Annotated in this window: 19 protein-coding genes; 13 read left to right on the top strand and 6 right to left on the bottom strand. The window is 50.9% G+C overall.

Translation table 11 applies throughout. The annotated features are described in order from the left end of the window. Positions 1-50: 50 nt before the first annotated feature. Positions 51-1,058, top strand: a complete 1,008-nt coding sequence (locus B6A39_RS04210) for an amidoligase family protein (protein WP_083001687.1) — start codon at positions 51-53, stop codon at positions 1,056-1,058. A 29-nt stretch (positions 1,059-1,087) separates the two neighbouring features. Further along, positions 1,088-1,759 carry a gamma-glutamyl-gamma-aminobutyrate hydrolase family protein gene (locus B6A39_RS04205; protein ID WP_083001684.1) on the top strand — a complete coding sequence of 224 codons (672 nt, stop codon included), beginning with the start codon at positions 1,088-1,090 and terminating at the stop codon, positions 1,757-1,759. 22 nt (positions 1,760-1,781) lie between these two features. Here the strand turns inward: B6A39_RS04205 and tpx are convergent, their stop codons facing one another. Then, positions 1,782-2,285, bottom strand: a complete 504-nt coding sequence (gene tpx, locus B6A39_RS04200) for a thiol peroxidase (protein WP_083001682.1) — start codon at positions 2,283-2,285, stop codon at positions 1,782-1,784. Positions 2,286-2,435: 150 nt separating this feature from the next. Between tpx and B6A39_RS04195 the strand changes: the two genes are divergently transcribed. After that, on the top strand, positions 2,436-3,152 hold the full coding sequence (locus B6A39_RS04195) for a glutamine amidotransferase (protein ID WP_083001679.1): 717 nt from the start codon (positions 2,436-2,438) through the stop codon (positions 3,150-3,152). Here B6A39_RS04195 and nfi read toward each other — a convergent pair. Together nfi and B6A39_RS04185 are read right to left on the bottom strand one after the other, a co-directional pair. After that, entirely contained in the window at positions 3,145-3,837 is a 693-nt protein-coding gene (nfi, locus tag B6A39_RS04190; protein ID WP_083001677.1) for a deoxyribonuclease V, read from the bottom strand. The genes B6A39_RS04195 and nfi overlap by 8 nt on opposite strands. 157 nt (positions 3,838-3,994) lie before the next feature. Beyond that, on the bottom strand, positions 3,995-5,707 hold the full coding sequence (locus B6A39_RS04185) for a DEAD/DEAH box helicase (RefSeq protein ID WP_083001675.1): 1,713 nt from the start codon (positions 5,705-5,707) through the stop codon (positions 3,995-3,997). Positions 5,708-6,214: 507 nt separating this feature from the next. Here B6A39_RS04185 and B6A39_RS04175 point away from each other — a divergent pair. Together B6A39_RS04175 and B6A39_RS04170 are read left to right on the top strand one after the other, a co-directional pair. After that, the gene (locus B6A39_RS04175; protein ID WP_083001673.1) at positions 6,215-6,412 is read left to right on the top strand and encodes a CsbD family protein; all 198 of its coding nucleotides are present in this window, start codon (positions 6,215-6,217) and stop codon (positions 6,410-6,412) included. 50 nt (positions 6,413-6,462) lie between these two features. After that, positions 6,463-6,945: a PRC-barrel domain-containing protein gene (locus tag B6A39_RS04170; protein ID WP_083001670.1), complete on the top strand. Its 483-nt coding sequence runs from the start codon at positions 6,463-6,465 to the stop codon at positions 6,943-6,945. Positions 6,946-7,073: 128 nt separating this feature from the next. On the opposite strand, the gene B6A39_RS04165 is transcribed toward B6A39_RS04170, so the two are convergent. Further along, positions 7,074-8,096, bottom strand: a complete 1,023-nt coding sequence (locus B6A39_RS04165) for a glutathione S-transferase family protein (RefSeq protein ID WP_083001668.1) — start codon at positions 8,094-8,096, stop codon at positions 7,074-7,076. 99 nt (positions 8,097-8,195) lie between these two features. Further along, the gene (locus B6A39_RS04160) at positions 8,196-9,116 is read right to left on the bottom strand and encodes a LysR family transcriptional regulator (RefSeq protein WP_083007843.1); all 921 of its coding nucleotides are present in this window, start codon (positions 9,114-9,116) and stop codon (positions 8,196-8,198) included. Positions 9,117-9,750: 634 nt separating this feature from the next. Between B6A39_RS04160 and B6A39_RS04155 the strand changes: the two genes are divergently transcribed. Continuing rightward, positions 9,751-11,412 (top strand): peptidoglycan DD-metalloendopeptidase family protein, encoded by a 1,662-nt coding sequence (locus tag B6A39_RS04155; RefSeq protein ID WP_083001666.1) that lies wholly within the window; start codon positions 9,751-9,753, stop codon positions 11,410-11,412. Between the two features lie 138 nt (positions 11,413-11,550). On the opposite strand, the gene B6A39_RS04150 is transcribed toward B6A39_RS04155, so the two are convergent. Then, positions 11,551-13,191, bottom strand: a complete 1,641-nt coding sequence (locus B6A39_RS04150) for a L,D-transpeptidase family protein (RefSeq protein WP_083001663.1) — start codon at positions 13,189-13,191, stop codon at positions 11,551-11,553. Between the two features lie 127 nt (positions 13,192-13,318). Between B6A39_RS04150 and B6A39_RS04145 the strand changes: the two genes are divergently transcribed. The 7 genes from B6A39_RS04145 (at position 13,319) to B6A39_RS04115 (ending at position 21,438) form a co-directional block, all read left to right on the top strand. Next, the gene (locus B6A39_RS04145) at positions 13,319-14,044 is read left to right on the top strand and encodes a murein L,D-transpeptidase catalytic domain family protein (protein ID WP_083001661.1); all 726 of its coding nucleotides are present in this window, start codon (positions 13,319-13,321) and stop codon (positions 14,042-14,044) included. 228 nt (positions 14,045-14,272) lie between these two features. After that, positions 14,273-15,370: a CZB domain-containing protein gene (locus B6A39_RS04140; RefSeq protein ID WP_083001658.1), complete on the top strand. Its 1,098-nt coding sequence runs from the start codon at positions 14,273-14,275 to the stop codon at positions 15,368-15,370. Between the two features lie 102 nt (positions 15,371-15,472). Beyond that, entirely contained in the window at positions 15,473-16,492 is a 1,020-nt protein-coding gene (locus B6A39_RS04135) for a patatin-like phospholipase family protein (RefSeq protein WP_083007842.1), read from the top strand. A gap of 301 nt (positions 16,493-16,793) precedes the next feature. Beyond that, positions 16,794-18,146 (top strand): NarK family nitrate/nitrite MFS transporter, encoded by a 1,353-nt coding sequence (locus B6A39_RS04130; protein ID WP_083001656.1) that lies wholly within the window; start codon positions 16,794-16,796, stop codon positions 18,144-18,146. Between the two features lie 114 nt (positions 18,147-18,260). Then, on the top strand, positions 18,261-19,544 hold the full coding sequence (locus tag B6A39_RS04125) for a nitrate regulatory protein (RefSeq protein ID WP_083001654.1): 1,284 nt from the start codon (positions 18,261-18,263) through the stop codon (positions 19,542-19,544). Positions 19,545-19,625: 81 nt separating this feature from the next. Next, positions 19,626-20,312, top strand: a complete 687-nt coding sequence (locus B6A39_RS04120; protein ID WP_083001651.1) for an SDR family oxidoreductase — start codon at positions 19,626-19,628, stop codon at positions 20,310-20,312. A 133-nt stretch (positions 20,313-20,445) separates the two neighbouring features. Beyond that, positions 20,446-21,438 (top strand): LLM class flavin-dependent oxidoreductase, encoded by a 993-nt coding sequence (locus B6A39_RS04115; RefSeq protein ID WP_083001649.1) that lies wholly within the window; start codon positions 20,446-20,448, stop codon positions 21,436-21,438. Positions 21,439-21,449: the final 11 nt, after the last annotated feature.

Raw genomic sequence — 21,449 nt, 5'->3', positions numbered from 1 at the left:
CGTGACTATGATAGGCTGTTGGCTTAAACGTTCACCTCAAGGATACCGAGATGACGCTGCAAGCTCCTCCTAACCGTACAAATAGTGATGGAAAAACAAGGCGTGTCGGTGTGGAAATCGAATTCGCCGGACTTCCGCCGCGTGATACCGCTGAGCTGGTACGCGAGCTATTTGGGGGTGAGCTTAACGTGGTAAGTCCCCATCGGCTACTCGTTGAAGCGACTCGATGGGGCGAGTTCGGTATTGAGCTGGATACCCAGTATGCTCATCCTGATAAGACGCTACTGGAAGAACACCATGAAAGCGACAGTGAATGGGCACGCCAGCAGCGCCATCGGCGAATAGAGTTCCATCAAAAAACTCGTGAACTGATAGGCGACATGGTGACGGGCTTAGTGCCTACGGAAATTGTCTGCCCGCCGATTCCCTGGAATGAGCTAGAGGATCTAGACCAGCTATTTGGTGCCTTGCGTGACAAAGGCGCGAAAGGCACCGATGCCAGTTTGCTCTACGGATTTGGCTTGCATCTAAACCCTGAAGTGGAACGGCTTGACGTTGATTACCTTCTGGCCATGATGCAAGCGTACCTGCTACTCGCCAGCTGGCTGCGCGATGAGATCAAAGTCGACATTACCCGTGAAGTACTGCCTCACGCCAATCCATTTCATAAAGAGTACGCCCTTAAAGTCCTGGATTCTGGTTATCAGCCTGATTTAGATACGTTTATCGATGACTATCTACACTACAACCCAACGCGTAATCGAGAGTTAGATTTACTGCCGCTGTTTGCGCACCTGCGTCCAGACCATCCTCATGAACTACTGCATAGCCAGCTCACTAAACCACGCCCGACGTTTCATTACCGGCTGCCAAATGCGCAGCTTTCTCAACCCGGTTGGGGGTCAGTTGTGGAATGGAACCGCTGGGTTGAGGTAGAAAAGCTGGCCGCAAACAGTGACGCACTACGCGCACGCTGCGATGAGTATATTGCTGAACACAGCCAACCTTGGTGGAGACGCTGTAAAACGAAGCTGCTTGGCCTATTCAAGTCATCCTAAACACACCGCCTTAGTGAGAACGTGCCAGCATGTCTCGACCGCTTATTGGGATTACAACCTCTGATCAAAAAAGCCATCTAGCGTGGTGGTTTGACTGGTTCGCCGTATGGCGACATGGCGGCAAACCACTTCGCCTGTCACCTTCACGTGCCTTGCCTGCCCACCTTGACGGGCTAATTATTGGTGGCGGCGATGATATTCAAGCACATCTTTACGGCGGTGAGGTGCAGCTGGATGTAAGGCTAGACCCAGCTCGCGATGAACTGGAGCTCAACCTACTCGGCCGATTTATTCCGCAAAATACGCCTGTATTGGGTATTTGCCGGGGGGCGCAGCTAATCAACGTCCATTTAGGTGGCACCCTCGACCCTGATATTTACACCACCCATGAAGGCCTGAAACGACGGCGTACTGTGTTACCGCGTAAGACAGTAGATATTGTCGGAGGGAGCAAGCTTTATCAGCTATTAGGCGTCACATGGTGTCGCGTGAATAGCCTGCACCATCAGGCGGTCAATAAAGCAGGTGACGGCATCAATATTGTCGCCCGCGACCGGGACGGGCTAGTACAGGGAATTGAGTCGACAAAACATGATTTTTTGATTGGTGTGCAGTGGCATCCCGAGTGGCTTATTTTCAACCGCCCCCAGCAGCGTTTAATTAGTGCACTGGTGGCGGCAGCTACGCAAAGTGCACGCTAGAAACCTGCGTGCTGTCATCTAGCTAGCCTTTTAAGGCTGCCAGCGCGGCCTCATAATCAGGCTCATTTTTCAGCTCGCTCACCAGTTCACTGTGCAACACGCGGTTGTCTGCATTGAGCACTACCACGGCACGAGCGCACAATCCTTCCATTGCACTATTAGCTAATGCGACACCCCAAGCTTCTTGAAACTCTCGATGGCGGAAGGTAGACAAGGTTTCAACGTTATCTAACCCTTCTGCGCCACAAAAGCGCTTGGCTGCAAATGGCAAGTCAGCAGACACGACCAGCACAACGGTATTATCCAATTGCGAGGCCAGTTCATTAAACCGTCGAGTAGACACCGCACAAGTGGGCGTATCCACACTCGGGATAATATTCAGCACTTTGCGCTTGCCTGAATAAGTATCAAGGGTGACATCATTTAAATCGGCATTGGTGAGCGTCATCGGCGGAGCAGTTTGGCCTGGAGCAGGTAGCGTCCCCGCCACATCCATGGGCTCGCCAGCACGCGTAATCTGTTGCATATTAGGCTCCTAATATAAAGCTAAAAAGGTATATGGTGAGAGCTACCACCTTACAGGGCAATGCCCTGGTTGGGCTAACCTTTCCTCTCTAACCTTTCTTCTCTAACCTTTCTTCTCTAATTTTACCTCTGACAGGACAACGAGAACGCCATGGCCTCTTTAGTCATTATCAAAACCGGTGACGCCTTCCCTGAAGTGGTCGACCAATACGGTGATTTCGAGCAACTCTTTATCAATCAGCTTTCGACGGCACTGCCAACACATCTGTCACTCAAGGTTTGGGATGCACGCAAACAAGGTATTCCTCCTTCACCCACCTCATTCGCCGGTATTATGCTCACAGGTTCCCACAGCATGGTGAGCGAACAGGAGCCGTGGAGCGAGGCGCTAAAACCTTGGCTTGTGCAAGCGCTAGCCGAGAACATCCCTATGCTTGGCGTGTGCTATGGTCATCAATTGATGGCGTCAGCATTCGGGGGCATTAGCGATTACCACCCTGCAGGAAGAGAATCAGGAACGCGCAATGTACGGCTTACCCAAGCAGGTCATCAAGACCCTCTCTTTAGTAAGCTGCCCACACACTTCCCGGCTCACTTAACCCATGCCCAGTCCGTCATGCAACTGCCACCCAGCGCCACGGTATTGGCTCATAACAGCCACGATGCTCATCAAGCATTACGTTATGGCCCCCGCCAATGGAGCGTGCAGTTTCATCCAGAATTCACCCAACCAGTGATGCATGCTTATATCGAGCGCCAGAAGGCCGCATTGCGCGATCAAGGTGAAAATCCTGACGCACTTATTAATGCCATCACCGATACTCAAGCAGCCTCGGGCTTACTGCGCCACTTCCTACGCTTTACGTAAGCCGCTTTTGGTCGCGTCTTGACGCAAGCCGATCCGCTAGTCGCGTGGGTTCTGGTAACTTGGTGCGTCCTAAACAGCGCACCACCCAGTCAAGCGATGTTTCAAGGGATAATCGATGTCCAGGCGATACGAACACCGGCTTCACATTTTCCCTCGAGCGTAGCACGGCACCAATAACGTCGTTACCTGATGTTAAAGGCACCCAATCACCACGCGTATTTCCCACCTCTGCATGCTGCCCCGTTAAGCGGGACTTAGCGATGCCGATCGTCGGTAAATTTAGCCACAGCCCCAGGTGGGCAGCGACACCAAGCCGCCGAGGATGTGCAATCCCCTGCCCATCGACCATTACCAGCTCTGGTGTGATCGTCAGCTTAGCGAACGCTTCCAGAGCGGCTGGGATCTCGCGAAAAGAGAGCAGACCAGGAATATACGGCATCCGCGTTGGCTCACGATGAACCACCTGCTCTACCACAGCCAAATGCTGTGTGCTGTCAGGCTGCCACGCTAAAACGACGACCGCCGCCCGAGTGATATCACCACCCGCTTCAAACCCAATATCGACCCCAGCAATGTGGTGCACAGAACCGATACGATCAGTGGATTCAAGTCGTTTCGCCAGCTCTGTTTGCAGCGCTACGGCCTCTTTTGGAGCTAAATTCCAGTCATGTAGCGGTGCGTCCATGCAGCCTCCTTTTACTAAACCATCATCATACTAACGTAGCTCAACTTCCCAGCTGCAATTACAGGCAAAAAAAATCCCCTTACGCCGTTGGGCGTAAGGGGATAGAACGATCGTTAAACGTCGTTTAAAGCGCCATTATATGGCGCTATACATTAACTTAAGCGCGTTCGCGGCGACGAACTGGTGCATCACCGTCATCACGACGACGACGTGGAGCACGCTCAGGTGCACTGTCTTCACTAATTTCTAACGGGCGACCAGCAACGCGAGCGCGCGCCATTTTCGCCAGAATAGTGGAAGGCAGGCCACTGGGTAGTTCAACTACCGAGAAAGCGTTGCGGATATCGATACGACCGATACGTGCACCTTCGATGCCACCCTCGTTCGCCAATGCGCCAACCAGTTGACCAGGCTTAACGCCATCCTTATGGCCAACAGAAACACGGTAACGAATCATACCTTCGCTAGGTGCGCTTGAGCGCTCGCGACGGCCACCGGGCTTGCCACCAGGCGCACTATCACGCGTAGTACGCTCTTTACGCGGTGCTTGCAAGCGACCAATCGGCGCCTCGTCAGCACGTGCCATTGCGGCAAAAGCACAGGCTAGTTCAACGGCATCATGACCTTCTTCTACCAAACGCTCAACCAATGCACGTTGCTCTTCAGCACCTTTGGTCAGGGCTGCTACAACGCGATGATGGAACACGTCATCACGGTGAGCGCGAATAGCGGCTTCGTCTGGCAGCGGCATTTCAGTCATTTTCTGACCGGTAGCCTGCTCCATCCAGCCCACTTTACGGCCTTCACGGAAACCAGCGAACGTAATCGCGATACCGCTACGGCCCGCACGACCGGTACGACCGATGCGGTGGGTATACGCTTCTGCGTCTTGCGGCAGATCATAGTTGATAACGTGCGTAATACGCGGAACGTCGAGGCCACGAGCAGCCACATCGGTCGCAATCAACACATCAATCTTGCCACGCTTGAGACGCGTAATGGTGCGCTCACGCAGGCTTTGGTCTAGATCGCCAGACAGACCGGCGGCGTTAACGCCGCGCGCTGTCAGCTGTTCAACCAGCGTGGTACAAGCAGCTCGAGTGCGCACGAAGACAATAGCAGCATCAACCGGCTCAACTTCAAGGATGCGTGCCACGGCTTCAAGCTTAGCGCCACCATCGACGCGTACAATACGCTGTTCAATGTTTTCACCGGTCGTCGTACGCGACTCAATCGCGACTTTCACCGGATTAACCAAGTAGCGGTTAACAATGCGCTCAATTTCAGTCGGCAGCGTTGCCGAGAAGAACACACGCTGAGCATCTTTAGGGGTATCGGCAACCACGCGTTTTACGTCGTCGATAAAGCCCATGCGCAGCATTTCGTCAGCTTCATCCAGCACGAGTGCCGAAAGACCGTCGAGTTTCAGACTACCGCGATCAAGGTGATCGATAATACGGCCAGGAGTGCCAACAATAACTTGGGCACCGCGCTTTAGCGCGCCTAACTGTTCACGGTATTCTTGGCCACCACAAAGGATAGCTACTTCAAGACCCTTGAGGTTTTGGCCATATTTACTGAACGAAGCCGCAACCTGCTGAGCAAGTTCACGAGTCGGAGCCATAACCAGTACTTGAGGCTCGCGACGGGTAAGTTCTAAACGCGATAACAATGGCAATGCAAACGCAGCAGTTTTGCCGGTGCCGGTTTGTGCTTGGCCCAGCATATCGCGGCCTTCCAATAACGCAGGAATTGTCTGCGCCTGGATCGGCGAGGGAATTTCGTAGCCTTGTGCTTCAACAGCAGAGAGAACGGCAGGCAACAGAGCAAGATCGCCGAAGCTCGGCGAAGCGACAGAAGTCGAGGTCATTAATCACACCTTGGTAGGCCGGTTTTTCCGGCAAAAAACATCGTAAGCGTCTCTGACTCTGCTTGTTAATACGCGTGACAATGCATATTAATAAACAAGGATCCGCAAGGCGGATATCATCATCAGTGGAGTCGGAGACGCCGGTCGCACCTAGCATTCGGTTAGCAAACATCGCGAAAGCGGGCTAACCGCTGTGGCGACCTTCTGCGCCGATTTCACCCGTTTGGTGAAATGCTGGAGGCGCGCCATCTTCACAGCAATGAACATCTACAGTTGGCAAGATGTTCCCGCAAGCATTTCACTTCGTAGTCATAGCTACATAGGAAATCGCTTATCGTCGTGATGGAGGGGTCAACACATGCGAGGAGGGCGCATCCTAACACCACCAGTCGCTCATGACCAGTTTTTTTACTTTAACTGTTATTAACATTCTGGCTTGCACATATTCACTATTCGTCTAACCTGAGAAATGCCTAATGATGTTCACTAACTTCAAGGAGTGATGCTATGAACTGGGATCAAATTGAAGGCAGCTGGAAAGAAATGAAGGGAAAAGCTCGCGCAAGCTGGGGCGAATTAACTGACGATGAGCTTACTCAGATTGGCGGCAAAAAAGATCAACTCGTCGGCAAGCTACAGCAGAAATATGGCTTAGAACGGGAAGAAGCCGAACGCCGTGCCGATGAATGGGCGAACGGTCTTTAACATTTGTCGTCCAATTAAACTGCACACTTATAGCTACATGGAGAGATGCTATGCGTAAGACAATGCTTACCACCGCTATCAGCACCGCCCTTTTAGGCAGCCTAGCCTTTGGTGTTCAGGCATCAACTGAACCACAAGGTATGTATTCGGCAGATGACATCATGGATGCAGAGGTGTTCTTCTCTGGTGGTTCTGGTGAAGAGATAGGTGAAGTCGAAGACATTCTTTTTGATGAAGAAATGCGCATTTCAGCGCTAGTCATCGAAAGCGGTGCAATTCTTGGATTGGGTGGTCGTGAAATTGTTATCAATACCGATCAATTTACCCTGGAGACCCATACCGAGAGCGATGGTGATACCGAGCATCGCATAATGCTTGAGGCCTCCCAAGAGGAAGTTGAATCCTTCCCTACTTATGATCGTGATTGGTGGGAACAGACTAAAAGCAGTGCCCGCGATGCATGGCAAACGACCAAAGAAGGTGCTCAAAGCGCCTGGCAGTCTACCCGCGAAGCCGTTAATGATGACGAGTAAGCGACTAGCTTAAATTGCTTAATCTAGTAGCGGTTAATTAGCGAACAGGGCCACCTAATTGTTGGGTGGCCCTGTTTGTTAGTACCAAGGTTTGAGATGCAACTTCTGAGAAGCTCTCTGTTTATAAATTATGAAGCTCTACGACGGATACCCTGCCCTTGTAAGCGTTCACGATCATGCGGACGTTCTAAACCGAGAAGCGGCCCGGCTGGCACAATGCGCGTTGGGTTAATCGTGTCATGGCTGTAGTAATAGTGGCGTTTTATTTGCTCCATATTGACAGTCTCTGCAATACCCGGCCACTGGTACAGCTCGCGCACATAATTTGCCAAATTTGGATAATCTTCAATACGTTTTAAATTGCACTTAAAATGGCCATAGTAGACAGCATCAAAACGGATCAGCGTGGTAAAAAGCCGAATATCGGCCTCTGTTAACCACTCCCCTGCTAGATAACGATGCTCGCTCAAGCGTTTTTCCATTCGGTCTAAGGCATCAAACAACGCCTTCACATGTTTTTCATACACGTGCTGATCCGTCGCAAACCCTGATTTATAAACACCGTTATTAATGTGCTCGTACACATCGTCGTTGATATTATTAATAGTGCTACGCAAGTCGTCAGGGTAAAAATCTAAATCGTTACCGGTCAACTCATCAAACGCGCGATTAAGAATGCGCATCAAATCAGCCGACTCATTATTGATAATTGCGCTACGTTGCTTATCCCAAAGCACTGGTACCGTGACCCGCCCCGTATAGGTGGAATCAGTCATCGTATAGAGCTGATGATGATAGTCGACATGATTAATAGGATCTCCACTGGAGCCCTCGCTTTGGTCATACGTCCAGCCCTTATCCAGCATCAACGGGCTGACATGAGAAGCGCCAATGAGTGATTCCAGCCCCTTTAATTTGCGCATAATCAGAATTCGATGCGCCCAAGGACAAGCTAGAGATACATAAAGATGGTAACGGTCTGATTGCGCAGGGTAGCTCTGCCCTTCTCTTTCTTTGCCTGACGGTGCATCCATCATCGTATCATCACCTACCCAGTCGCGAAGCTGGGCAGACTCGCGGACAAATTCTCCACCATGCTTTTTAGTGTCGTACCACTGATCAACCCATTCGCCGTTAACAAGCAGTCCCATCGGGCGGTCTCCTATTGTAATAATCGTATGTAGTAAACGTATTAATAGTGCTGATGACGTTTAGCATACGCCCGCACTCCCGATGCTCAAGCGGATGTTTTACGGCGATTCATTCGATGAAATCGAATCCTTAGGACAGAGCTCGCTTACTCCCCGCTTCAATGCCTGTGCCATGGCATGCGCCGCGGGGCCAGCGCGATCTCGGTCTCTGAATATTAACTGCATAGGCACCATTCGTACCCCGCCCGCACTGAGCGGCAAGGGTTTGAGCTGTCCATTTGAAAGTTCTTCAGCAATACGAGTCTCTGGCATCCAGGCAAATCCCAGTCCACGCTTCAGCATATCTAATGACGTATTTAAGTGGCTCACCGTCCATCGTTGCTCCGCTTTCAACCAGCCGGAATTAGTCGACTGGCGTAGCGCTGAATCGCGCACTACTAACTGCCGATGCTGGGTAAGATCCCGCAGGTCTAGTGAGCGACTAAGCTGGTGTAACTCATGGCTTGGGTGCGCAACGGCTATAAACCGGACGTTCACCAGCGGCTCACCTAAATACCCTTGAGCCGCAATCCCTGAGACCACCAAGTCGGCACGGCCATCGTGGAGCATTTCCGTACCACCATTGAGCACGCTCTCATGCAACTGCACTCTGACCTGAGGATACATTTCTGAGAAACGCTCAAGTGCTTTCGCTTGGGCAGCCGCTGGAAAAATCTGGTCAATAGCGACCACGATTTCAGCTTCCAGACCTGCAGCCAAACGGGTAGCGACATCTTCTAAAGAAGCAGCACTCTCAATTAACTGGCGTGCTCGGCGCAATAAAAGTTCGCCCGCCTCAGTTAGGCGTACTTGCCTGCCCACAGGCTCCAGCACCTGAACACCCAACTGCTCTTCTAGCTTGTGCACGGCATGGTTAAGCGTAGATGGGCTTTTGTGAATAGCCTCGGCCGCCCGTGCAAACCCACCATGGTCAACAACGGCTGCCAGCATCTGCCACTGTGCAAGAGTTACTCGAGACATTTCGATTCCCTCGACGCTAAACAGCGAAATAATCCGCTTAATCTTCGAAAAACCCTTATAGAATGCCAGGAAAAAGCGCTGAGTACTTGCTTGCAAACAATTATTCCTAGGTACCAGGCTGCCCAAAGGGGCTACCTGACTCTTTTTCCCTTAAATGACGGTCAATCGACATTAAAATTGTCAAACACGACAAAAAAACAATTCGTTACAAAAAAGGGGGTATCTAACACCTACCGACTACTAAGATTCCTTAAGAAAGCTAAAAAAGACTGCTTTGTGCTCGGTAATTGGCTTTTGAGCAGCCCAACTCCTTGACAAAAACAGTACAAAACCAATACAGAATCATTACGAAATTAATTTAACTTCTAAATTTGGTGGCAAATATTGATTAGCGTCACCTTCCTATGGTTAATTAGTTTGCCTGCATCGCTCTAGGGCGGCTTTCGCGAAGTTACTTTTTTTAGCAAACGGCGTTCATAAACAGATTTATTTACTTATTGCTTCCGTATTTCAATGAAGTACATTTAGTGTACAGGCATACAGTCTGTTCACTCTTACCGTCATGGGGTATGGTTCCTGGGTTTACTTTCTTTCATGTTACTCATTTATCACGAACTCGGCGGCCCATTTACCCATGTTGCGAATTCTTCATTCGCTGCCCCGCACGCATAAACTGTTACTGTTACCCGTGGCTACAATGGTCACTGTGCTGGGCACACAAAAGTTAATTACGACCTACCACGACTTAAATCACTCTCATACACCACTGGAAAGCGTGCTGGTACCGCTTCCCAGCGATTCTGCTCCTGGGGTTCCTTCATTACGCCAAGAGCGCACCCCCGTTGCCGAAGCCATTGATAGAGCTTCACGCGCTATTGATGCCACGCGAGAAAACATCCCACTTCAGGACCTCGCAGCTACGGAAATTGTCGATCTGGATGTCATTACTAGCGCTGAAGCCTCAATGGCTAGCGTCACGACAGTCTCCCCTACTAATGCCCAGCTTGATGACGGCGCGCTTCACATGGCCGTGGTACTTGGGACTCTCACAAGCGGTATGCTCGATGTCGACAATACGGCTTCCGTCGAAATCGCCGATGCCACTTCTTACGAAGATTATGGTGCAGAGCTGTTTGATGACATTTCGTTTCTCGAACTAGAACTTGCGACAGACGAGCCCTACGTACCTAAGTGGAAGACGCACATTGTTGAGTCGGGCGAGACGTTCGCACTACTTGCACAAAATAAGCTAGGCCTTGGCTACAGTGAAGTGCTGACGCTGCTTGAGGATCTCCCAGATCCACGCATGCTTACTCATTGGCGCGCAGGCCATAGTTTTGACTATCAACTAGATGAAGATGGTCGCTTACTCTCGTTACGCATGATGAAAAACACCCGCGACGGTATTTTGCTAGAGCGTGATGAAGAGCACTTTGCCGCAACCGTTATTGAGCGTCAGGGTGAGGCGGTTCAGCGTCTCTACGCAGGTAGTGTAAGCGGTAGTTTTGCACGTTCTGCCCAAGCAACCGGCCTAGGCAGCAGTGCCGTTACTGAACTCACTCACTTACTTGAGAAGAAACTCGATTTTCGCCGCGACAGCCGTCGCGGAGATCGCTTTCAAGTGTTAGTTGAGTCAGACATGATTGATGGAGAAGCACTTGACTCTCGCGTTCTTGCCGTTAAATACGATGGTGAACGCATGGACTTGACGCTACTTCGTAATGCTACTGATAGCAACTTTTATACGCCCGAAGGCAGTAGCTTAGACCCAGCCTTCTCGCGCTACCCATTTGAAGGCAATTATCGTTTAAGCTCGAATTTTAATCCGCGCCGCAAACACCCGGTGACTGGCCGTATCAGCCCACATAATGGTACCGATTTTGCGATGCCCATTGGTACTCCCGTGGTTGCTCCCGCCAATGGTTTGGTAGAACGAGTGGGCAACCACCATGCAGCTGGACGCTACATCGTCGTTCGCCATGACAATGGTTACCGCACTCGCTATCTACACCTTTCACGCCCACTTGTGACTCAAGGGGAGCGTATTGAGATGGGTGAACGCATTGCACTTTCAGGCAATACAGGGCGTAGCACGGGACCTCACCTGCACTATGAAGTCATCGTCAACAACACGCCAGTAAACGCGATGAACGTAGAGCTGCCTGAAAATACCAGCCTTAGCGGCGACACGTTGATTGCTTTCCAGCGCCAAGCTGAGCCCATGCTGGCAGCATTGGATAGCGGTGAGACAGGCACTATCAGCGTTGCCAACTACGAACGCCAAGAAGAGCAGTAACCTTCTCACTCTCTTTGTATTAAGCAATAACGCCGCCCTACAGGGCGGCGTTATTGCTTTGGAGCGAGTCTAATTTTTAACAACTCTGTGTTTAAAACCCCTGCTTATCAGCCATTCTTATAAACACCAATCACCACGTTATGCAGAACGTGACAAGGCGGCTAATAGGGCGGCGTCACGACGATAAATATCATCGCGAAACTCTACGTCTCCTTGGGCATTTGGCCAAGCAGTCAAGTAGTGCAGTGCGACAGGAATACGCTGTGGGAGATTAACATTTCGATCGCTTCCACTGCTGTTAAGCAACGAAGAGAGCTGATGGCGACTGCCACTATCTTGAAGCAGTAACTGTGCAAATTCCGTTACGCCTTCAACACGCACACAGCCCGAGCTGAGCGCTCGCTGATCGCGCTGAAACAACCCTCTGGCGGGTGTATCGTGAAGATAGATCATTTCATTATTGGGAAAACGTACTACCACACGTCCTAGTGGATTACCGCCACCTGATACTTGGCGCAACATCACCGCACCCGGCCGTTGCCAGTCGATAGTCTCAGCGTCTAACCGCTCGCCGGAAGGACTTAGTACTTGGATATTTCGCCGTGCTAAATAGCCAGGGTCTCGTCTTATTTGAGGTAAAACATCCTCACGCATAATGGTCGGCGGAATCGTCCATGACGGATTTATGGTTAAGTGGCTAATCGCCGAGTGAATAATAGGTGTTTCGCGCCGCGGTGTACCGACCACGACGCGGGCATCCCAGTGCTCACCATTAGGCCGAGTGTAGTGCAATCGATAACCAGCAATATCAACCCATACTCTCGGTTCATTGGTTTGGGTGGGTTTGATCCATCGAGCCCGCTCTAAGTTGACGCGAAGTTGATCGATACGCGAAGTAACCGGTGTGTTAAGTGCAAGCCGCGTGCGCTCACCCACAACACCATCTTCTTGTAACTGATGGCGACGTTGAAATTGCTTAACGGCCCTTTCTAACTCAGCATCATAGGTGCGCTGGTTGCTAACCGCTGATTGAACCTCAATCATGGGGTAAGCATTGCTATCTGCCGCCAGCAAATTAATTTCGCCCCAATAGGACAAACGTTGTCGTAGTACCAACACATCCTCATTCGTGTCACCTGGGCGTAACGCCTCATCCCTGCCCGACAAATAGGGAACATTGCCTTTTTCAGCCAGCGTACGGTATTGACGTAGCGCATCACGTAGCTGAGCGTACTCCGCTGATGAGGGCCTCACATAGTCAAGCGCGCCCTGAATATCGCCATTTTCCACCGCATGGGCAACACGCAATAAAGAGTAGCGACGCTCAGGCCTCGGGATATCCCATTTAGGCTCAACCTCGTTTGGATTCACCTTGCCCCGCGAAAGGTGCTCAAGTGCTAGTAAAAGTGCTGTCGTGGCCTGAATATCAAAATCAGCTTGCGCCAACGCACCTGCTTGCTGGCTAGCCTCGAATGCGTTCAGCAAAGTGCCCGCGTCGTAATCACTAGGTGCTAATCCATCATCTTCAAGACTGTTTAACGCCTGCACCAGTGCTTCAACCCGGTTGATGTCTTGCCAGACGGGCCGTTGATTTAATTGTTGGTAGAAGTCCTCAACAGGCAGTAACGCACTGGTCTGAGTAGCTAAACGCTGAGCTAACGCCTGCCCAAGAGAGCCTGCATCAGCATGCGCGCTGGTAATCAACTGAGGCGCTTGGATCAGCGTCAGACATAGAGCCATCCCTATCGCCCATCGTCTTATTAACGTTGTCTCGTTCATCGCTCCTCCTTGCGTTACTATTCATCGTCGCTATTCATCATTGCTATTGATCATTATTACGCTACATCTATTTATCATAGCCGTTTCCATGTCTCCTTCGTCGATATCTATTGCAGGATTGCACTCTATGTCTTTTTACCTTCGAGCTTCTACCGCCGTTTTTTCGCTTCCACTAATGTTGTTGAGTCTTCCCTTACAGGCAGCCAGCTTTTTTTCACAGGTCGCCTCTTCAGCGCCTCCCGGTGTTTCGCCCTTGCATCATCAACTACTCCAGCTAGCCCCATCTGCAACACCAGAGGCGCTGCGACTCGCCGCTCAATCACTTAGCTGTGCTGACCCAACTGCTGAGCGCTTAGCCGTCATTGATTACTCGCTTCCGTCTACCGAGCCACGGCTATGGGTCTTCGACCTGCATCAACATAAACTGCTATTTGAAGAGCTTGTTTCCCATGGGCAAGGCTCTGGTGATGCACTGGCAGAGGTCTTCTCCAATACCCCCGAAAGCCACCAATCCAGCATTGGGCTCTTTCGCACTATGAATAGTTATTATGGTCGTAATGGCTACTCATTACGCCTAGATGGTTTAGAGCCTGAGGTTAATGACCTCGCGTTTGAGCGAGCGATTGTGATCCATGGCGCTGACTATGTTAGCGACGACTTTATTACCCAGACTGGCAGGCTCGGACGTAGCCACGGCTGCCCTGCTGTACGTGAAGACATCACTTATCCACTTATCGACAGTTTGAAAGAGAATCAATATGTCTTCGCCTATTACCCTGATGAGGAGTGGTTAGCAACGTCACAGTTTCTGCGCTGCCCAAATAACAATGCTCCCCACTTAGCCCAACGCTGATAATCTTCCTACCAAAATTGTCGAGCGGCGAAGCTGCCTACTTTGTTAGACCAGCCTTTAGGCTGGTCTTTGAGACTGATCCAGATACATTAAGAAACATAGCCCTCAAAAACGCAAGAGACTGGTTTTCATCATTAATACAAGGTAACTCCGGCAAGCAAGGCAACCACCTGCAATACTTTGTGACAAAACATCACAAAGCTATTTACTATTTTGCAGGTACTGGCCATGTTTGCTTTTATACACCCTTATCAAACTATCCATCGCCTAGAGCAAGAAGTGGCAGCGTTGAATGCCCAATTAGAAGCTGAAAAAAAGCGTCACAGCTGTCGCGCGATCAGCTTGATGACGCCGGTCGAGTCGCTCAGCATGCTTCAGGCCAGAGGCGCGGACATGCTTTGCTCATTGAGCAAAGGCGTAGAAGTGCATGCTCAGCACCTTGCTGCCGAGCAATCTACACTCACCGACACCTTTGGCCGTCTCCATAAAGCCGAGCAAGCCGCACAAACGTTGCAACAACACCGTCAACGCTGCCAGCAAACAGACGCGTATCTATCGTCCTCTTTAGTGACTGAGCAAGCCTTTCACGATATACGCCAATTGAGTGTCGAATTAGGGCACAACGCAGGCCATACGCGAGCGTTAGCCATTACTGCGGCCTTGGAAGTCGCCCACTTTCATAAACAACCGGCAGGTATGCCAGCGATTGTGCAGGACCTGCAGGAATTATCAGAACACTCTCAGCAATTAGCACATCAGCTAGCGCAATGGATCGAGCGCACCACATCGCAAGTAAATGAAGATGCAAAGATCCGTGATTATCAACAGCAAGAAATAAAGGCTCTAACCAGCGCCGCCCAATCAGCAGAGCAGGTAATTGAGCAGTTGATAGACCAGTCACGGCATATGTATAAGGTCATACACCACAGTACAACCACGGCTTATTTGCACGCCGCTAAACTCGAGCATGCAGTATGGAAAAGTCGCCTTTATAGGCAACTACTCTCTGCTCATCTGGAAGAGAGTTTAGAAGATCATCAGCACTGCACGCTTGGGCATTGGTACTTTATGGGTGACGGTCGTCGCTATAAGCATACGGAGTCTTACAAAGCGCTGGCAGCACCACATAAGCGTTTTCATGAAAGTGGTTTAGAAGCGCTTAAGTTTGCCCGCCAAGGTGATCATAATGGCCAGCTTGCGGCGCTGGCTATGATGGAAGAAGCCAGCAGCCAGCTAGCGCTCCAGCTTGATAAACTGATGGAACATGCCGTATATGAGATTCCCATTTCAACTGGCCGCCCATCACCATTAGCAGACTCACCTTAATGACGTGCCGTACGCCTTCCTTGCAGGCGTACACATATAACACCCTTTTATGCCATGCTGGGTGCATTACCGCGTTTAATCACCCACTTAGCAGGGAAGGCAATGTCGCAGATCAAAAAGCTAGATCTCGCTTTACAGGGCGGTGGAGCCCACGGAGCTTACACATGGGGTGTTATCGATCGTCTACTTGAGGATGACCGTATCGAAATAGAGGGCATCAGCGGTACAAGCGCTGGCGCAATGAATGGCGTGGTCATGGCAGACGCCCTCACCCGCGGTGACAAAGAGACGGCTCGCCAAGCGCTACACCAGTTTTGGAAAGCAGTTAGTCGAGCGGGTATGGCGAGCCCAATTCGCCGCTCCCCCCTAGATGTACTTACTGGAAACTGGTCACTCGATCATTCTCCGGGTTATGTGGCCATGGACCTTTTAAGCCGCTTGGTATCCCCCTACCAACTGAACCCTCTGAATATTAATCCATTGCGCGACATTGTCGCCGAACATATTGATTTCGAACGTGTAAGACGTTGTGATCAGCTTAAGCTATTCGTGACAGCCACTAACGTTCGCACCGGAAAACAGCGTGTCTTTCGCCGCGAAGAGATGAGTGTAGATGCGGTCATGGCCTCAGCGTGCCTGCCTTTTATATTTCAAGCGGTTGAAATAGAGGGTGAAGCGTACTGGGATGGCGGCTATATGGGTAACCCAGCACTGTTTCCTTTAATGGAGGAGTGCAGCGCACGCGACATTCTATTGGTGCAGATTAACCCCATCAGCAGAGAAGAAGTCCCCACCTCTGCCTCAGCCATAATGAATCGGCTAAATGAAATTACCTTTAACTCAGCCCTGATTAAAGAAATACGTATGATTGCGCTGCTTAAGCGCGCACTGGATGAGCAGGGCATCGAAAACTGCTACCAGCAAGCGCTCTTCCACCGCATCAGTGGCGAACAGGCGCTAGAAGATCTCTCGGTATCGAGCAAAATGAACTCAGAGTGGGCGTTTCTATGTTACCTGTTTGACCAAGGGCGCGATGCCGCCGAACGCTGGCTAGAAACGCACTTTGAAGCGATAGGTGAACGTTCAACACTGGATATTGACGCTGTTTATTTGCACGAATAACCAGCACTCACGTGTCGCACGCCTTCACTGCAGATGCGCCATCTTGGTGCATTACTAGCCTACCGCAACTTTCCACCCATCAAGAATACACACATAAACCATTAATTTTAAATTAAAAATAATATGATGGCGAACTAATTGCTTAACCCTTACTGAATGATGGTAGGCGTGGACCAGGCCCAACGGGTACGAGTGCGTCGAACCTGCCCTTCAATGGCGAAGGCATGTTCTCGTTAACAACATAGCGCCTTTCCAAGCGCCATGTTTTGACCCACTCGTATCGTGCTCTGTGAGGCCATCCATGGACATTCGCAATAAAGCTAACCGCATTCGGCTATTAAACTTCTCTACCCCTCAAATGCGCGCGTTCCACTTTTCTTGGTTCGCGTTTCATATCTGCTTTTTTGGCTGGTTTGGTATCGCCCCTCTGATGGCAGTGGTTCGTGAAGATTTATCACTTACTCAAACACAAATCGGCAATACCATTATTGCTTCCGTTGCTATTACCGTTATTGTCCGCCTGCTCATTGGCGTGCTGTGCGACAAAATTGGGCCTCGCAAAACCTATACTGGTTTGTTGATGCTGGGCGCTGTCCCCGTCATGGGCATAGGTTTTGCCAATAGCTTTGAGACCTTCTTACTCGCACGCTTGGCCATCGGAGCCATTGGTGCATCGTTTGTTATCACCCAATATCACACCACGATGATGTTTGCGCCGAATGTCGTTGGCACCGCCAATGCAACCAGTGCTGGCTGGGGGAACTTGGGCGGCGGTACGACGCAAATCCTGATGCCGTTGATCTTCTCAGGTCTACTAATGCTTGGCGTTAGTGAAACGCTAGGTTGGCGCTTAGCAATGGTGGTCCCTGGCGTCGTACTGTTCTTTACTGGGATTGGCTATTGGCTGTTTACCCAAGACGCTCCCGATGGCAATTTTAGCGACCTGCGCGCCCGCGGTGAGCTACCCGAAGCCACAGGTGAAAATAGCGCAGTACAAAGCTTTCTGACCGCAGCAAAAGATATTCGCGTATGGGCGCTGTTTATTGTTTATGGGCTCTGCTTTGGCGTCGAACTAACCATCAATAATATTGCCGCTATCTACTTCTTCGACAAGTTTGATCTGACCCTGGCGACCGCAGGTTTAATCGCTGGCTTATTTGGCCTAATGAATATTTTCGCCCGTACCCTTGGCGGCGTTTTTTCAGACCTGTTCGCCAAACAAGGTGGTTTAAAAGGGCGAGTTCGCTGGCTGTTTATCGCCTTGGTATGTGAAGGAATAGCACTCATTGCCTTCTCACAAATGCATGTCTTAAGTCTCGCAATCGGCATCATGCTGGTCTTTAGCCTGTTTGTTCAAATGGCCGAAGGAGCAACATTTGGCGTGGTGCCCTTTATCAATAAAAAAGCACTCGGTGCTGTTGCCGGTATCGTGGGGGCGGGTGGAAACGTAGGTGCCGTATCCGCCGCCTTTCTGTTTCGTAGTGAAAGTCTTGGTTATCAACAAGGGCTTTTTTACCTTGGCATTACCGTATTAGTGCTTGCTTCCTGTGTACTGGTAGTACGCTTCAGCGATGCCACTGAAGCCGAAGAAGCAACCGCCTATCGTGATGCGGTTGGCGACGATACGAGCGCAGGCGCACTCTCGCTGCGTTAGCATTCACTTACCCCTCTGTACGCTTTATCCGCGACGATTTTTTACGACACGTTTTCGCGACCCTTATCGCAACAGAGGGGATTTCATCTCAGGCGGGGAGTAAAGGAAACCACTATGTCTTCAGCCCAACAGCTACTCTTGACCGCCCTTCGATGCGATATCGATAGCCTGCACCACTTAGCCACTACCTCAGAGATCGTTGGCGACATTAGCGGTTTTATCCATGCGCTCCAACGTGAACGAGGTGCCTCGACGATTTACCTTGTCTCGAAAGGTAAACGGTTTGCTACTCGGCGAAAGGAATTTGTACAGCATAGCCAAGAAGCCGAGACCGTTATGCGCCAGCGGCTAGAAGCGCTTACCGAAGAAGCACGACCACAGGCAGCGGCACGCTTACTTAGGCGGATCGCTGCGGTGTGGCTTGCCCTGGATGACTTAAGCACTTTACGGCAAGCCATACATTCGCTTGCAATCTCTCCAGATGCAGCAACCCAAGCCTTTAACCACTTAATCAGCGGGCTCCTCGCTATTGTATTTGAAGCAGCAGACACCTCGGCAGACCCGGATATCACTCGCGCACTAGTGGCTATTTTCCACCTTATGCAAGGTAAAGAGCTCGCAGGGCAAGAACGTGCCTGTGGTGCCTTTGGCTTTACCCATGGGCATTTCGACGAAGCCCATCGCGAATTAATGAATCAATTAGTACGTGGCCAGCAGCGCTGCTTCGACACCTTTGAAGAGTTTGCCTCACCCGACGCTGAGCTTGTCTGGCAGCAGACTCTCTCGCCGCGAACACTCGCGGGGATTCAACAGCTTCGCAACATTGCTTACCAACATGTTTGCCAACACTCTCATCAAGAAGGCCGTGCAGACAAAACGCTTAGTGAAACATGGTACGACCTAACCACATTACGCATAGATAGCATCAAAGCCGTTGAAGACACGCTAAATCACCAATTAACGGCGCTATGTCATCAAAAAATCGCTCTGGTGCATTCGACATTAGAGCAGGCTAAAACACCTCTTAACCAACCAACTCTTGCTCCCTGCGAGCAGCTTCTTGCCTTAAGCGATACACAACCATTAGGAGAGCTGACCGCTAGCGCTTTAACCTCTCCATTAGGACGTTCACTGATTGAGCTTGCCCATGCCCAATCGAGCCACCTTCAAGGTCTTAGCGATGAGCTGGAAAACACCCGCAAAGCCCTGCGTGAACGTAAGCTCATCGAACGCGCCAAAGGCCTTATCATGGCCCACCAGGAAATGACCGAAGAAGAGGCTTACCGTTTTTTACGTAAAACCTCGATGGATCACAGCAAAAGCATGGCCGATATGGCGCAGTCAATACTCGATCTTTCATCTATGCTCAAACGCAAAGACGAAAAACACGCACACTAGCTGAAACAGCTCATTTGCAACACTATGGGCAATTAGCCATTCTTATATTTCCCCTTTCTGAATGAGCTAGGAGCACACGCTATGCAGCACCGTGTCCTAATGATTACAGGCGCCTCAAGTGGAATTGGTGCCGCCACCGCGCGAGCGGCCTCACGTGAAGGCTATAAGCTGGTACTTGCCGCCCGCTCTACCGACAAACTCACCGCACTGGCCCAGGAACTTGGCCCTGAAAACGTGCTGACATGCGCGTTGGATGTCACCGACATGTCGCAACAGCAAACAATGGTTGATCAAGCAATTGAAACATTTGGACGTATCGATGCAGTCTTTGCTAACGCTGGACGCGGTGGTTCTCCCGGCGGCTTTAGCGGTGCAGATCACGACGCTTGGCGCGAGATGATCCTGACCAACATTTACGGTGTAGGACTAACGCTTCAGGCATGCCTTCCCGCGCTAAAGCGGAACAAAGGGCATGTACTTTTAACCGGGTCAGCCGCAGGACGAACCACGATTCCAGGCTCGATGTACAGCGCCACAAAGTGGGCAGTGACCGGCATAGGCTATAACTTGCGTGAAGAGCTACGCGGAACGGGCATGCGCGTTACCTTGATTGAGCCCGGCATGGTGGATACCCCTTTCTTTGATAAGCCACCAGAGCACGCACTTGAAGATCGCGATATTGCCAACGCCGTGATTTATGCACTTTCTCAACCGCCGCACGTCGATGTGAACGAGATTTTAATTCGGCCAACGCCACCCACTGATTAATCGACGCTGCGAACGGACAACAATGGCACCTTGCATTTCTTCTTGCATGCCCACATAACACTGGGATACCTAGCGTGCTAATAAATAACGCCGTAAATTTAGCCGTCCATACGCTTTTTAATGCAGGTGCCCCATGAGCCAACTCGCTAATACCGCCCTTTCCGTGCTCGATCTAGCACCCATTCGTCAAGGTGGTAGCGCTGAAGAAACGTTTCGCAACAGCGTGTCCCTAGCGCAACGGACAGAACAGCTCGGCTACACGCGTTACTGGCTGGCTGAACACCACAACATTGCTGGCATCGCGAGCGCAGCAACAGCCGTATTAATTGGCCATGTTGCTGGGCAAACCTCCACTATACGCGTGGGCAGTGGTGGCATTATGCTACCCAACCATCCACCCTTGGTGATTGCCGAGCAGTTCGGCACCTTAGAAACACTTTACCCAGGCCGGATTGACTTAGGGCTGGGCCGTGCACCCGGCTCAGATGGTGCCACCATGCAGGCAATGCGCCGTAATGCTCAGGCGGGCGTCGATGACTTTCCACAGCTGCTTAATGAACTGCAAAGCTACTTAGCGGATGCGGACCCACAGCAGCGAGTGAAAGCCGTCCCTGGGCAAGGCACCCACGTGCCTATCTGGTTACTTGGCTCTAGCGGTTATAGTGCGCAATTGGCGGCAAAACTCGGGCTACCCTTTGCATTTGCGGCCCAGTTTGCACCGGGTTACTTATTTGAAGCATTGCGGCTTTATCGTGATAACTTTCGGCCGTCGGAGCACTTAGACAAACCCCATGCCATGGTAGGGCTGCCCGTTATCGCTGCCGAAAGTGATGCCATGGCCCATTACTTAGCAACGACCTCTCAACAGAAATTTCTTAGCCTTATTCGAGGCAAGCCGACTCAGTCTCTGCCCCCGGTTGAACAGATGGACTGGACACCGATGGAGCGCTCCCAAGTAAGCCAGTTCCTAGGCGCAGCCATCATTGGCGGGCCCGATACGGTCAAAGCTGAGCTAGAGGCCTTTCAAGCGCGCACTGGCGCTGATGAGTTAATGATCAATAGCGATTTTTATGATCATGCCGACCGCTTGCGTAGCTATGAAATTGTGGCAGATATCGCTCGATAACCCATTAATTA

Source organism: Halomonas sp. GT, from assembly GCF_002082565.1.
Lineage (GTDB): Bacteria > Pseudomonadota > Gammaproteobacteria > Pseudomonadales > Halomonadaceae > Vreelandella.
Note: the sequence above shows the minus strand (reverse complement) of the source record. Positions and strands in the feature narration are given on the sequence as shown.